This is a genomic window from Paenibacillus sp. J22P15 (assembly GCF_056269345.1).
Genome location: NZ_JBWDNT010000002.1, coordinates 151,152 through 165,199 on the forward strand (window position 1 = coordinate 151,152; position 14,048 = coordinate 165,199).

16 protein-coding genes are annotated in these 14,048 nt (G+C 41.0%); 13 read left to right on the top strand and 3 right to left on the bottom strand.

Annotation, left to right across the window (positions count from 1 at the left end):
* The first annotated feature begins 2 nt into the window (after positions 1-2).
* Positions 3-764 carry a response regulator transcription factor gene (locus AC0YN6_RS05545; RefSeq protein WP_475745658.1) on the top strand — a complete coding sequence of 254 codons (762 nt, stop codon included), beginning with the start codon at positions 3-5 and terminating at the stop codon, positions 762-764.
* Between the two features lie 146 nt (positions 765-910).
* Positions 911-2,419 (top strand): ABC transporter substrate-binding protein, encoded by a 1,509-nt coding sequence (locus tag AC0YN6_RS05550; protein ID WP_475745659.1) that lies wholly within the window; start codon positions 911-913, stop codon positions 2,417-2,419.
* Between the two features lie 72 nt (positions 2,420-2,491).
* On the opposite strand, the gene AC0YN6_RS05555 is transcribed toward AC0YN6_RS05550, so the two are convergent.
* Both AC0YN6_RS05555 and AC0YN6_RS05560 read right to left on the bottom strand, forming a co-directional pair.
* The gene (locus AC0YN6_RS05555; protein ID WP_475745660.1) at positions 2,492-2,758 is read right to left on the bottom strand and encodes an IS3 family transposase; all 267 of its coding nucleotides are present in this window, start codon (positions 2,756-2,758) and stop codon (positions 2,492-2,494) included.
* Positions 2,755-3,003, bottom strand: coding sequence for a helix-turn-helix domain-containing protein (locus AC0YN6_RS05560; RefSeq protein WP_475745661.1), 249 nt, complete (start codon positions 3,001-3,003; stop codon positions 2,755-2,757). Before AC0YN6_RS05560 ends, AC0YN6_RS05555 begins: the two co-directional genes overlap by 4 nt.
* 244 nt (positions 3,004-3,247) lie before the next feature.
* Between AC0YN6_RS05560 and AC0YN6_RS05565 the strand changes: the two genes are divergently transcribed.
* The 6 genes from AC0YN6_RS05565 (at position 3,248) to AC0YN6_RS05590 (ending at position 8,229) form a co-directional block, all read left to right on the top strand.
* Entirely contained in the window at positions 3,248-4,393 is a 1,146-nt protein-coding gene (locus AC0YN6_RS05565) for a CapA family protein (RefSeq protein ID WP_475745662.1), read from the top strand.
* A gap of 428 nt (positions 4,394-4,821) precedes the next feature.
* Complete coding sequence (locus AC0YN6_RS05570; protein WP_475745663.1) at positions 4,822-5,775, top strand: D-2-hydroxyacid dehydrogenase; 954 nt, start codon at positions 4,822-4,824, stop codon at positions 5,773-5,775.
* A gap of 188 nt (positions 5,776-5,963) precedes the next feature.
* Positions 5,964-6,509 carry an NUDIX hydrolase gene (locus AC0YN6_RS05575; RefSeq protein WP_475745664.1) on the top strand — a complete coding sequence of 182 codons (546 nt, stop codon included), beginning with the start codon at positions 5,964-5,966 and terminating at the stop codon, positions 6,507-6,509.
* 33 nt (positions 6,510-6,542) lie between these two features.
* Complete coding sequence (locus tag AC0YN6_RS05580) at positions 6,543-6,983, top strand: oxidoreductase (protein ID WP_475745665.1); 441 nt, start codon at positions 6,543-6,545, stop codon at positions 6,981-6,983.
* A gap of 167 nt (positions 6,984-7,150) precedes the next feature.
* A complete protein-coding gene (locus tag AC0YN6_RS05585) occupies positions 7,151-7,570 on the top strand; it encodes a UPF0158 family protein (RefSeq protein WP_475745666.1) in 420 nt (139 codons plus the stop codon).
* Between the two features lie 203 nt (positions 7,571-7,773).
* On the top strand, positions 7,774-8,229 hold the full coding sequence (locus AC0YN6_RS05590; RefSeq protein ID WP_475745667.1) for a hypothetical protein: 456 nt from the start codon (positions 7,774-7,776) through the stop codon (positions 8,227-8,229).
* Positions 8,230-8,492: 263 nt separating this feature from the next.
* Here the strand turns inward: AC0YN6_RS05590 and AC0YN6_RS05595 are convergent, their stop codons facing one another.
* Positions 8,493-9,362, bottom strand: coding sequence for a helix-turn-helix transcriptional regulator (locus AC0YN6_RS05595; protein WP_475745668.1), 870 nt, complete (start codon positions 9,360-9,362; stop codon positions 8,493-8,495).
* A gap of 115 nt (positions 9,363-9,477) precedes the next feature.
* Here AC0YN6_RS05595 and AC0YN6_RS05600 point away from each other — a divergent pair, with 115 nt between their 5' ends.
* The 5 genes from AC0YN6_RS05600 (at position 9,478) to AC0YN6_RS05620 (ending at position 13,695) form a co-directional block, all read left to right on the top strand.
* Positions 9,478-11,001, top strand: a complete 1,524-nt coding sequence (locus AC0YN6_RS05600) for a glycoside hydrolase family 31 protein (protein ID WP_475745669.1) — start codon at positions 9,478-9,480, stop codon at positions 10,999-11,001.
* 255 nt (positions 11,002-11,256) lie between these two features.
* The gene (locus AC0YN6_RS05605) at positions 11,257-11,415 is read left to right on the top strand and encodes a hypothetical protein (RefSeq protein ID WP_475745670.1); all 159 of its coding nucleotides are present in this window, start codon (positions 11,257-11,259) and stop codon (positions 11,413-11,415) included.
* Between the two features lie 92 nt (positions 11,416-11,507).
* Positions 11,508-12,236, top strand: a complete 729-nt coding sequence (locus tag AC0YN6_RS05610; protein WP_475745671.1) for a sulfite exporter TauE/SafE family protein — start codon at positions 11,508-11,510, stop codon at positions 12,234-12,236.
* 341 nt (positions 12,237-12,577) lie between these two features.
* Positions 12,578-13,123, top strand: coding sequence for a GNAT family N-acetyltransferase (locus AC0YN6_RS05615; protein ID WP_475745672.1), 546 nt, complete (start codon positions 12,578-12,580; stop codon positions 13,121-13,123).
* Between the two features lie 134 nt (positions 13,124-13,257).
* Complete coding sequence (locus AC0YN6_RS05620) at positions 13,258-13,695, top strand: hypothetical protein (protein ID WP_475745673.1); 438 nt, start codon at positions 13,258-13,260, stop codon at positions 13,693-13,695.
* Positions 13,696-14,048: the final 353 nt, after the last annotated feature.

A 14,048-nucleotide genomic window follows, 5' to 3' on the forward strand; every position in this document is an offset into this window, starting at 1 on the left:
AAATGTACAAGCTGTTAATTGTTGATGATGAGCCGCAAATTCTAGAAGGAATGAAACGTATTCTGGATTGGAAACACTACGGGTTCGAGCACATCGAAACTTGTAATTCCACAGATGCCGCGGTATCAAGAGCAATACAGCTATTACCTGATATAGCTATTTTTGATGTGTGCATTGGAAAAAACCGTGGATACGATGCGATTCAAAGACTAAATGAAGCAAACCTTCCAACAAAATATATCATTATGAGCGGTTATAGTGATTTCCACTATGCTCAGCAAGCGATTCGTTGCGGGGTCAAAGATTATTTACTAAAGCCCGTGGATCGTGAGAAGCTGCAACAGGTGGTCGAGAATATTATTGTTACGGATCTCCATGGGACAATAGGTAATCAAAGTGCAGATTTACTTCAAGTGGACCCTGTACTCGGTGTCCCCTATGATACTCTCTCCAAGTTAGTACGACGTATTCTACTCATGGTTAAGACAGAATATGCCCAGAACATCACACTTAAATCTGTCGCAGAACGTTTACAAATGAATAACATCTACCTTGGGCAATTATTTATCAAAGAAACACACATAAAGCTGTCAGAGTATTTGATGATTTATCGCATGCAGCGTGCAAAAGAGTTAATTTTATCTACAAATGAGAAGATTCAATGGATTGCTGGTTCAGTAGGATATAATAACTTAAATTATTTTTACACACATTTTCAGAATTACTTTGGAAAATCACCCTCTGAACTACGCGAAAAAAATTAAATTAACCAGCATAAATCAAGCGTAAACGGCTGGCGCCGTCCTCTGAAGGCATAAGCTCGTTTCGCGGTGAATTATAAGTATATTATAAGTGTGAAACTTATTAGTTCTTATAAATGATCAAAAAATGTGTCGGGGAGATTCATGTCATGAATAAATGTAGTTGCCTTATTGTTGGCCTTGCCCTGTTACTCATTACACAACTCACCGGATGCACGAGCCAGAATAAGACCGCTCCCGAATCCCGCAATGAATCGGCTGTAAACCTCATTTATTATACGATTGGTGATCCAGATAAGAATCTTAATCTTGTCAATAACAAGATCAATGAGCTTCTTCTACAGAAGATTGGAATTACAATCACATATATTAAGATTGGCTGGGAAGAGTACGAGAATCGTTTGAATACCATGATCTCATCGGACACCTCATTTGATATCGCCTTTGCTCCTAATTTTAAAACGTACGCAAAACGCGGTGCCTGGTTGAAGCTAAATGATTATTTAACGAATCAAGGCAAAGAGATGTATGATGCGATTGATCCCGTCTTCTGGGAAGGCACGAAGCTTAACGATGGAAGTATTTATGGCATTCCTACGAACAAGGAACTAGCCGTGCTTGAAAATTGGATGTATCCGGAAGCATTGGTGAAAAAATATAACATCGATATCTCAAAATATAACACGTTAGAGTCGCTAGAGCCTCTATTGCAGATGATTCAAAAGAATGAACCGGATTACATTCCCATGGAGCTGAACAAGGACTCTCACAATTTCTTCGCTATGTACGGATATGAATATATTACAAATTATAAAATACCTTTAATGATACAATCGCTGGATCCAACCGCATCCGTCGTCAATATCTTCGAAACCGCTGAAGCCAAGCAAATATTAAAAACACTCAGACGTTACTATCAGCTTGGCTTCATTAATCAAGATTCTGCATTGCGTGAACCGGGAGCGCTTCAACGAGATTCTAAGGTGTTTTGGAAATCCGCAAGCGGCGGACCGCTATCTGAGAGCAACTGGAGTAAAGATCTGGGGTATAAGGTAGTATCGAATCCTGTCATTCGTGAGATCGCGACGAATGATTCCGTGGTCGGAGGGATGATGGCTGTTAGCGCCAACACGAAATATCCAGAAGAATGTATCGCATTTTTAAATTTACTAAATACCGATCCTGAGCTGCGCAATCTATTTAACTATGGTATTGAAGGGATTCATTACAACTTGGATCACAATGGTCAGGTTGTTCTTATTCCACCGAAGGATGCTCAGGGGAATCCATTAACGAATCAAGCTCCCAATTATGCGGGGGTTCAATTCACACAAGGAAATTGGTTTATCTTAAATACACTAGGCGGTGAATTTCCTGATCCTCTGGATAAATGGGAGCAATTCCGTACGTATAACGCCCAAGTTACAAAATCTAAAGTACTAGGGTTTAACCCTGACCTATCCATGATGAATGATGAATTTGAGAAGTTGGAAATTGTATGGCGTAAATACTATCCTCTACTCATGACCGGCAGTGTCGATATCGACACCTTCCTGCCCAAATTTAATAATGAAATGCATAAAGCTGGACTTGAGAACGTACGTGCAGAGGTACAAAAACAACTAGATGCATGGCGCCAAAAGCATGATAAATCGTAATATTGTGATCAAGGGGCTGTCCCAAAAAGTGAACTGCACCCCATCAAGTAGTCAGTACAAATAATAAAACCGTTAAGCGGCCTTAGTCCTGAATTCCATTGGACTAAGGCCGTTTAGTTTTGCCTGTAATCGTTCGTTATTGTAAATGTGGATGTATGCCTCAATGTCCCGTTCAAGTTCATCAAAAGTTCGGTACTTATTCAAATAATACTTTTCGCATTTTAGGGTTCCCCAGTTTTCGTTGGGCTCCGCTGTCTTCCCGTAGTCCTCGTTATGCGTCAGACAATACTGAACAATCTCTATCCGTTCATTCCAGGTCGTAGAACGTCCTTTCGTCATAGTCTTCGCTCCCCCTTTAGGTAATCCAAAACCGCCTGTAGCTTAAGTTCTGCGGAGTAGCTGCGGTTGTTCGTTTGAAGCTTTAATCCTTCAAAACCATAGACTTCATACCGGCGTTGCCATTTCACCAAGCTTGTTTTTGATATCCCATATTTATGCACAGCGGCCATAAGGCCAAGTTCACCACTTTCGATCTCTTTGATAATGGAAAATTTCTCTGATGCGCAATATTTAACTTTAGACATGAAAATGCTCCCCTCAAAGTAGCAGGTTTTTATTATTTCACCTGTCTACTATTTGGGGAGCATATCAAAGTCATCAAAGATGACGATGGGATAGCCCCTTTCTATTCAGAACAAAATGATTTCACAGATTTCTGCTTCGAGGCTCGATTCCCTAGGTAATCGACTAGTTTCCTAATTGATGTCGAAGTCGAGTGGAATCACATATAATGTCTAGAAAAAATTAGACTATAGAAAGGGAGATTGTATGTCTGATGATATTGTCATTGCCGCGGTTGGAGATCTCTTGATGAAGCCGCTGCTTATTCGATCAACGCGTACCAGTGATAAACGAGGTGACAACGGGACTTATAATTTCGAGAAGGTGTTTGAACCAGTTACCCAATATCTGCAGGATGCGAATCTGACGATAGGCAATCTCGAGACAACCTTTGCCGGTGGATCGGAAGACGGATACACGAAGACGATTCGGAATCCGAGGAATAGAAATCCGGTCTTCAAATGTCCGGATAACTTCGCCTCGGCTTTGAAGACCATTGGTTTCAATGTGCTCGCTACGGCAAATAACCATTGCATGGATTATGGCGTTCGCGGGCTCAAACGGACGCTCAAAGTACTTGATAAGAACGGGATTGCCCATGTCGGAACGTACCGGAACAAGAATGAGTCTCGAAAGCTCTGTGTTCATGTTGCCGGAGGGATTCGTATCGGCATACTCTCGTATACGAGGGACACTAACGGCAATATCGTTCCTAAGGGGCAGCCTGCCGGCGTTAAGAAGATTGTTCGCACGAGCATGAAACAGGATTTGAAACGGTTGCGAAGGATATCGGATTTCATTATAGTCTGTATGCATAACGGATTCGAATATCACCGAAGTCCATCTGCCAACCAAAAGGAGCTGGTCCGATTCTTGTTTCGACAGGGAGCTGATGTGGTTCTTGGCGCACATCCGCATGTTCTTCAGCCAGCGGTGTACCGCACTGTGAAAGATGTAGACGGACGGACGAGAAAACGGTTCGCGATCTACTCACTGGGTAACTTTATTTCCACGCGGCTACACGGCAAGGATGACGCTTTATCTGGTATTATTGTTCGTATCCGAATTCGGAAAACATCCGACGGCGTCCGGATTGCAGGAATTGAATACATTCCGACTTGGGTATGTATCCCGAAGGATGGCAAGCAACGAAGCTGTCGGGTTGTGCCGATTCATGAGGCACTTCAAAAGCCTGAGAGCTATTTCGCCGGGCAGATGGGTCGGATGAAACGCACCTATCGTAGAACGCTTCGCATGTATAAAGTGGGTAAACCATTGCTGGGCAAGTCGCAGGCCCATATTCAAGCAGGAGCCCCCTTGCAACATTTATTGGAGGGCAATTTCATTGAATAACGGGTTACTATAGCTTAATAAACACATAGAGACGGCAGCCGATCTAATTGGCTGTCGTTTCTTTCCGAACGGGAAGATCTCGTCAACCCCTGGAGTGGAGAACTCCCTTTATTGAGACGATAGCGTGGGAAAGAAATGACGGAACAATGGATTTGTTCTTTAATGATTTTGCAGATGGCAAGGAGTATCAAACTTTATTTAGTGATAAGCAACATCATATAGGACACGAGAATTTGTTTTCTAATCACTGCGATGAATGGTTAGATAATTTGTTGGATGTTCAGCTAACGGGGAACGAGAGCTCAATAATCATCTGGCATTTATTTTCTTATGTAAGTTAGTATACTTAGGAAAAGCTCTTTCTTACCGGGCGGCGATTATTTATACTATAGAAAAACCCATTGTTTGGGAAAGAAGAGGATAGCCATATGCCTAAGATAGTATTCTTGTTTCCACTGTCCCAGAACAAACTTGAACAGATTTACACGGTAATTCCCCCGGAATGGGAAGTGATTCATGGCGATAAAGAGCTGTGGACTCTCCATCTGAAGGAAGCCGAAATTATAGTCGGCTGGAACAGGACGGTCGCGGAGCAATGTTTGAATCCGAAAGCGAAATTAAAATGGATACAGAATTGGGGGGCAGGTGTGGACGGAATGCCGCTTGCCGAGATGGCTGCCCAAGGGATTGTATTGACAAATGCTAGTGGAGTACACGCTTTTCCGATTTCTGAAACGATCTTGGCGATGATGCTTGCCTTTTCCCGAAAGCTTCATCTTTCGATCCGCCATCAAATCCAAAATACCTGGAAACCGACGGGAAAGTTGGACGAAATTCACGGCCGAACGATGGGCGTGATCGGAGTCGGGGAGATCGGAGAGGAAACGGCCAGGTTGGGCAAGGCGTTCGGTATGAAGGTGCTTGGGGTAAGACGATCTGGAAATCCTTCACAATATGTGGATCAAATGTTCGATAATCTCGGACTCGATGAGGTGCTCCGGCTAAGCGATTACATCATCGTTACACTCCCCTTAACACCGGAGACGTATCGTTTATTTGGACGGAGGGAATTTGGTCTCATGAAAGCTTCTGCACACTTTATCAATATCGGCAGGGGCGGAACGACGGATACTGATGCTTTGCTTGAAGCGCTGCGTGAGGGCAAGATCGCCGGTGCAGGCTTGGATGTATTCGAGCAAGAGCCTTTGCCCGAGACGAGTCCGTTGTGGCAGATGGACAATGTTATCATCACCCCGCATAATTCGGGATCAACGGTGTATTATGATGATAGGGCAATGGATATTTTTATGACAAACTTAAAGGCATACCTTAATAACGGTCAACCGTCCTGCAATCTTGTGGATTTTGATAAGCACTATTAAACAGAAAAAATATAATTGCAGAGGACACTTCTACCGAGGAGTGTCCTTGCTTTGTTGACAGAATAAGTCTGATGCCTTATGAATTCTTATTTCGCCCTATTTGCTTGCCTTTACGCTAATGGGCAGGATACTGGGAATAACTTCAAGAATTTATACTGGGGTGGAATAATCTCTGGGTGGTGTATTCGTTGAAAGTAAATGAAAAATGGCATCGACATTTAGGGGCTTACGGGATTTGCTTATCTGAAGAAAAGCTATTAGTCATTCAAAAGGGTAAGGGTCCATACATTGGTCGATATGACCTTCCCGGAGGTACAGTTGAAGCTAATGAATCGTTAGCAGAGGCTGTAAAAAGAGAGTTCATTGAGGAATCAGGTGTCAACATCAACATAAAAAGGAATGTCGGTATCTGTGATTTCTTAATCCCTTATGAGCTTCCTAAAAGAGGTACCACGCATATTCATCATGTAGCGGTTATTTATTTGGTTCAATACAATTCTGGAATGCTAACGAAGAATCCAGAAAAATTCGAAGGACAAGATTCTTTAGGGGCATTTTGGGTACCAATAAATGAAGTTCATTCTGCTAATTCCTCACCACTTGTTGTTGAAGCGAAAAAATGGCTAGAGACGGAACAGTTATCGCTTGAATCTTATCGGTTAGATGATTGGGTCGTTATAGGAAAGAGAGAGGCATTAAACTCTAACGGGCAGGACACTTTCAATATGTGCTAATAGGGATGGTAGAGTTACTGGGGGATTTAAGCCATGACTAATATAAACTTTCTGAAGACAAGATTAGCCAGCAGGTATGGAGAAGATGTTTCAAAAGAAGAAAACAACACAGTATTTGCTGACTTAGTCATTGATTCGATATCCTTATTTCAAAGGCTGAAAGAGTACGATTTCGTACCAGCTTTTGGTTGGGGTAATGATAAGCATCAACAGCTTATAACTGATTACTTTTTATTTAAATATCCCTTTGAATTTAAGTATCATAGGTATCCAATCTTGATTTGTCCGCAGTGCGGTGATTTAGAATGCGGATATATTTCTGTAGCTATTGATAAAGAGTTAGATATTGTTGAGTGGAGTAACTTTTACTTAGAACATACTAACCAACCACTCGATATTGGACCTTTCCACTTTAAATGGGATAACTACAAATCAGCAATAGAGAAAGCTTATGAAATCGGTCGATTGCGCTAACGGGCACAATAGTTGAGGAGGAGTTGCATTTTCAAAAGCAGCTCCATTTATTCAGGTATTTTGAATAAACTGTATTGTAGAAGGGATATCAATGAAAGGACAGGTATGAAAAGAAGAAAAAAGCAGCGGTAAAATTAGATGATCTAATTAATGAAATTGAAATTCAAATGGATGAGACCGTTACATATATAAACACCCAGACAGGAGAAGTTATAATATTATCGAGAGAAGAGATGAGAGCGGCAGAAGATAAAGAGCCACTTGAAAACTATCCAGATTGGCAAAGAGAGAACATTGAACAAGCAATAAAAATTATAGAGGATGAAAACGAGGTTTACCTCAATTTCACATTAAGAAACGAGTACCATGAGTATGAAATAGTAGAAGAATTTATTGGGACATTAAGCGATGAAGAGGTTCGAGAAGAATTGTTTGGAGCTATTCAAGGAAGAGGGGCATTTAGAAGATTTAAAGACGGGATCAGAGAACATGACGTCGAAAAACAATGGTATGAATTCAAAGAAAAAAATTTAAAGGAATTAGTTATTAAATGGTGTGAAGAGAAGGATCTTGTAATAGAGGAATGAAGTATTGTTTGTTGAACTATCGAGAAAAAAGAGTTGAATAAAACAAAAAGCTGGCTGAATGAACAGTCAGCTTTTCTTCGCTATTCCGCTAACGGGCAGGATAGTTTAATCGATTCACGAATATGTAAAATATTGAAGTGTTTGCGAAGTTCACAAATATGACGTTATCGGAAATTACTGATACAAGAAAGAGGATCAACAAAATGCATACTAAAGACTTACTTACGTGGTCACAAGATCATCGAGTAGTGGAAAGAGCGAAAAATGGTTTTAATACATATTTAGCAAATTGGAAGAAAGAAAATCGGGATGATTTTTTTGACACGTTTAAGGGCAAATCGAATATGAAGCTCATACAAACGGAATTTCATTCATTACAGCTTACACATATTAAAGATTATTCTGACTTTGTATATTGTAATTTAAGGATTTTATATATAGGAGAGTATATTGGAGATTATAAATATGTATTTTCGCTGGACGGCGAAGGTGCTGATGATATGATTTTATTTGATAAGTATATTGATAATACAATTAGAGAAGGCACAGTTAAGGTAGAAACAATACTAAGGGCGATAAAACTAGGTTATGGTATTGAAGACATTTCAAAGCTCTTAGATCTTGATAAAGAACATTTAAAACCACTATTTGAGAGTTAATCAATGAAGTCAGTAACTTCCGATAATACCATGTTCAGGCTTCAGGCCATTCGGCTCGCCCTAGGCGTATTGGAGAGGTGTGCTCATTTTAATGCTAGTTCCATTAAACTAACGGGCAGTTTAACGCAGAAATCCAACAAAGGGTGTTGAACTGATGAAGCAATTGTATGAGTGCAAGAATTAGTCTAAGGACATAAATAGAAACAGCGGTAGCTGAGGATTAAAGTTAACTCCTGGGCTACCGCTGTTTTCGAGAATGCTCTTTACTCATAATAAATAGCATGATAAGGAAATTCCAGCCTCTTCATTCGATAATCCTTCGGTGTCATGGACATATACTCGCGAAATACTTTACCGAAGTAGCTTGGACTCTCGAAGCCACAACGTTGCCCGACCTCATGGATAGGTAACTCTGTGGTTCTGAGCATAGCAATAGCTGCCTCTACCCGTCGATCTCTCAGGTATGCAAGCGGCGAGGTTTGCTCAGACTTCTGGAACAACCTGCATAAGTGATACTTGTTGATCCTACAATGCTCGGAAAGCGTGTCCAATGTTAACGGCAAAGAATAATGTTCCTTCATGAATCTCTTGGCCTTTTTAATCATCATACTTGAATTGGCACTGATGTCTTTGCTGAGTTCCCTGCTCGTTTGGACCAGAGTAAGCATCCACTCATATACTTGGACGGACAACAGGTATTGGTCTGTAACCTTCTCGTCGGCAATCATTCGAAGGAGCCTCCAGAAACTAAGAATCAGGGGAGAGGCTACATCTCGTCGAATGATAGGTCCTTCTTGCTCCACCACGAGATCCCAGATGCGGTTTGCTTCTTCCCCGCGTATATTCAGCCAGATGACCTCCCATGGTTCTTGGTGATCCATATAAAAGTATCGGTGCCTGCTTGGAACTTTGACAAGAAACCCCGAGCCTTTAGGTAAGGGAATGCACTGTTGTTCATATTCAATATAGCCTTGACCGCTAAGTGTATATTGAAAAATAACATGCCCGCAGTCTGGACGTTCATCACCCGCAAAGCTGTACTCAGGACTATGAATTTTTTGCCAACCTATGGAATTGAGTGTCAAGATCGATTTATCATCGTTGCGAAATGCATACGAAGAAAGCTCAAGCATTTAGTCCTCACCTGTCTTGAAAAGTCAATTTTGTTATATTATAAATCACGACTTTAAGATTGTCATCCTATACTCCAAGCAGTAAGATCGTATTTGAAAAGGAGTGATTTTTTAAATGGAAAATCGTGAGCTTGTGATTGAATTACTGACTAACGAATATTGGTGGGGTGGTCGGGCAGCAGATGGTCGAAGTATGCCTTTTGGCAAATCGTTTTCCAGTGCAGACTTAGCTGTAAGCCACAATGGGAATCAAGCCTGTCCATTACTTATTTCAAACAAAGGCAGATACATTTGGAGCGAAGAGCCCTTTGCCTTCCAATTTGAGGGTAATTGTCTAAAGGTGAGCAATATCGGAGGAGAAATCTTCTCAGGTGAAGGCCACGAAACATTACGTGGGGCATACTGCTATGTATCCCGTACTTTTTTTCCTCCTATTTCTTCCATTCCAGAAGAACTGCTGTTCACTGCTCCTCAATACAATCTTTGGATCGAGCTTTTGTATGAACCTACACAAGAAAAGGTTCTGCAATATGCAAGGAATGTGCTTACTCACGGAATGCCTCCTGGCGTAATTATGATTGATGACAATTGGCACGAGCCATACGGAACTTGGAAATTCCATTCGGGACGGTTTCCAGATCCCAAGAGTATGGTTCAAGAGCTGCATGCTATGGGCTTTAAGGTGATGCTCTGGGTATGTCCTTTTATTAGTCCAGACACTCTCACATTCCGCAGGCTAGAACCAATGGGGGTTCTCTTAAAGGAACGAGATGGCAAAACAGCCATTCGAAAATGGTGGAACGGTTATAGTGCTATTCTTGATTGCACCAATCCCCAAGCCATCAAGTGGATTCACGAACAGCTCGATTTCCTGCAAAACGAGTATGGGATTGACGGCTTTAAGTTTGATGCTGGCGATGTAGAATATTATGAGTCTGATGATTTGAGTTATGTGCCAACAACTCGTACTGGACATTGTGAGGCGTGGGCTAAGGTAGGACTGAAATATCGACTCAATGAATATCGTGCATGTTGGAAGCTTGCAGGACAACCCCTTGTTCAAAGGTTAATGGATAAGAACCACGAATGGCAAGGTAATGGGTTAGATGCATTAATTCCTGACGGATTAGCACAAGGGCTACTTGGCTATTCATATACATGCCCCGACATGATCGGCGGGGGCCAATATATGAGTTTCACGGCAGATAAATTGGATCCAGAATTATTTGTCCGTTATGCTCAGTGCTCTGCCTTGTTCCCTATGATGCAGTTCTCTGCGGCACCCTGGCGGGTTCTGGATGACAAGCACTTGCGATACTGCGTAGAGGCAGCCCAACTCCATGCGCAGTTCGGTTCAGAGATTCTGGACCTTGCAAAGCACTCAGCCATCACTGGAGAGCCGATTCTGCGTCACATGGCTTATGAATTTCCCGAAGAAGGCATGGAGACCATCCAAGATCAATTCATGCTGGGGGGCTCTCTACTTGTTGCACCCGTTATAGTAAAGGGCTTGAGGACCCGAAATGTGACGTTCCCATTCGGTATTTGGATAGGAGATGACGGTACTTTCGTGGAGGGACCAACGAACCTGCAAATTGATGTACCACTCGGTAGACTTCCTTGGTACAGGAAGCGTTAAATCATTGGCCTTCATACTAAACTAACGGGTAACGATAGTTCAATCAGACAGGGAGTAGACCGTCGCGGCAGTTGCTCCCTATTTTCATTTAAGTAACGGGCAGGTTAGTTTAATAGTATCATACAAACAAAATTAAAAAGAAAAAAGATAAGACTAGTATAGGACTAAACTGTTACCCATAGACTGGACACTTAGAAAAAAGGTGTTTAGGCTGTGGGTATCTTTTGTATACTAGATTAAGCATGGGGGGATGAAATGAGTAAGAAACTTTTTAATAAAGCAGATCAAAAACTTTTACTTAAGAACAAATTTATAAGGGAAATCAGTGAAAAATCAATCGCTTACTCCGATGAAACTAAGCGATTATTCATAGAAGAGCAAATGACTGGTATGTTACCAATAGATTTGAAATAAAGGGAAGTCAGTTATCGTTTATGTCCAAAGTCCGGAAGAAGTCATTAGATTTATTGAAACATATTAAATAAAGATTCTAGGGAGTGTTGTGGTTGGGAGGATATTTATTTGTATTATTTGTAGGATTGGTGGCAGGGGCTGTAAGCGGCGTTATAGGCACAGGCTCATCCATCATGTTATTGCCTGTTTTGGTCTTTACATTTGGTCCAAAGCAAGCCGTACCCATCATGGCAGTTGCTGCTGTCATGGCGAATATTTCAAGGGTTATTGCCTGGTGGCATGAAATCAACTGGAAAGCTTTTGCCGCATACTCGGTTACAGGTGTACCTGCCGCAGCGTTGGGTGCCCGTACTTTGTGGGTATTGCCAGTGCATATGGTCGATATTGGACTCGGCATTTTTTTTCTGGCTATGATTCCTTTAAGGCATTGGTTCGATGCAAAAAAAATACATATTCGCTTATGGCAGCTTTCCATCGCTGGCGGATTTATCGGCTATTTGACCGGCATCGTTCTTTCGACCGGCCCTCTAAGTGTCCCGGTATTTACTTCATATGGATTGATGAAAGGAGCATTTCTTTCTACGGAAGCTGTTAGCTCACTTGCACTTTATATTAGCAAGGTTGTGACTTTCCAAGATCTCGGGGCACTTCCGATAGAATTGATTTTACAGGGTGTTATTATAGGTGCTTCTCTCATGCTTGGCACGTTTGTTGCCAAGAGAGTGGTGCAGCGTATGAGTATTGTCTCATTCCGATATGTCTTGGATGTTCTGCTCTTGTGTTCCGGACTTTCAATGCTGTGGACTGCATTCGCTCTGTAGTTCAACATTGAGCGACACGCTATTAAAAGTAAAAAAAACCACAGACATGGGCATCAGAGTGTCGAGAAAGTTTCGTGGACTTTCCCAAACTATAATTTTTATATGAGGATACTTAACTTTCTAGACAAAAATCAATTTAAAACGATCTTAGATTTTATTAACTACAACAGCTATTTTTAACTCCTTGAAAAAAACAGGGGGCGTTAGCTTAACGGCAGACGGATAATATTAAACTAACGAGCAGGTTTGCGTGGTGAGTGTTACTTATATTTTGAGTTAGGAAAAAGGAATTGGATGGTCTCCTATCGTAATTGTAATAAAATGAATAGTGGAGGCAGGATATGACCCCTAAATTTGAGACCAATCGCTTAATGCTCCGATTATTTGAACTATCTGATGCACAAATGGTTCAAGCATTGGCGGGAACCGAAGAAGTTGCACGTACAACGCTCTCTATACCCCACCCATATCCTGATGGTGCGGCTGAAGCATGGATTGAACGCATCCTACAAGCGGCTCAAAAAGGTGAAATATTTTCATTCGCAATGGCCAAGAAAGAGGATGAGTTATTAATTGGTTGTATGAGCTTGCGCATATCTAAAACAGATAATGAAGCAGAATTGGCTTACTGGGTAGGTCACCCATTTTGGGGGCAAGGCTTTGCAACAGAGGCCGCCCAGACCGTAGTTGAATTCGGCTTTGAAGGATTGCAGTTAAATCGCATTTATGCCGCAGCTATGACGAAAAATCCAGCATCTTACAAAGTAATGAATAAAGTTGGGATGAAGTTTAAAGACATTCACCCTAAACATATTTTAAAGTCTGGGATTTCCGAAGACATAGTATTTTACGACTTGCACAAGTCAGATTATATTAAAGTTGGTTAAACCAACGGCGAACTATAGTTGAACAAAAAAGGAGCAATTTGCTACGTGGCAGTTGCTCCCTTTCTTTGTTAAGCTAACGGGCAGGATTGAGTAGTAAAATTATTGTACATAAAAACCAAGGAGAAATACTTAATATGAATGATTCTTTTGAACTGGAAATCATACCGGGGATAAGGGTAGGTAAGTTTCATTTAGGATGGGATATTGATGAGTTAATCAATAACATAGATTTTGAATATGAATTAGTTCAACATGATAAATATGAGATGACTGTTATCGAGAGTAATGATTTTTGGTTTACCTTGAATAAAACTAAGGGTTTGTACAATATTTATGCCAAAGGGAACTATCAAGGAATGTACAATAATCTTGTAGGTATAGGGTCAGTTTTAACTCAAATTCATGGATTGAATTATGAGATAGATGAAGAGTTCTTATACGATACTATGTGGTGGCGGTTTAAACCAACCAATGTGAAAGGTATTCATTTTGTACCTGATAATGAATGGGATGATAATTCACCTATTCATTCAATTCACGTATTTTTTGATAATGGGGAAACTAACCAATAATCAAGTTATTACGCTAACGGGGAACTAGAGCTCAAAAAAGATATGGAGGGTACTTATGAAAATCAGAGAAACAGGAATAATTCTGTTTTGTGAGGATTACGATTCGGCACTAAAATTTTACTCTGAAAAACTTGGCGGCAGCTGCTCCTTGTTTTATTAAAGTAACGGGCACAGGATAGTTTAATCATTTTCGCGAATAACTTCAATTAGTGGGTTCATAAGTATGTCCGTATCTCGGATCAAATTTGAAGGAGGAACAAATAAGCCGTATGGCTTCTTCTTTATAAATAACTTGTTGGGCTCAAACAAAGGAATCAATACATTTTTATTGTAAAACGATAAATAAAGTGGTA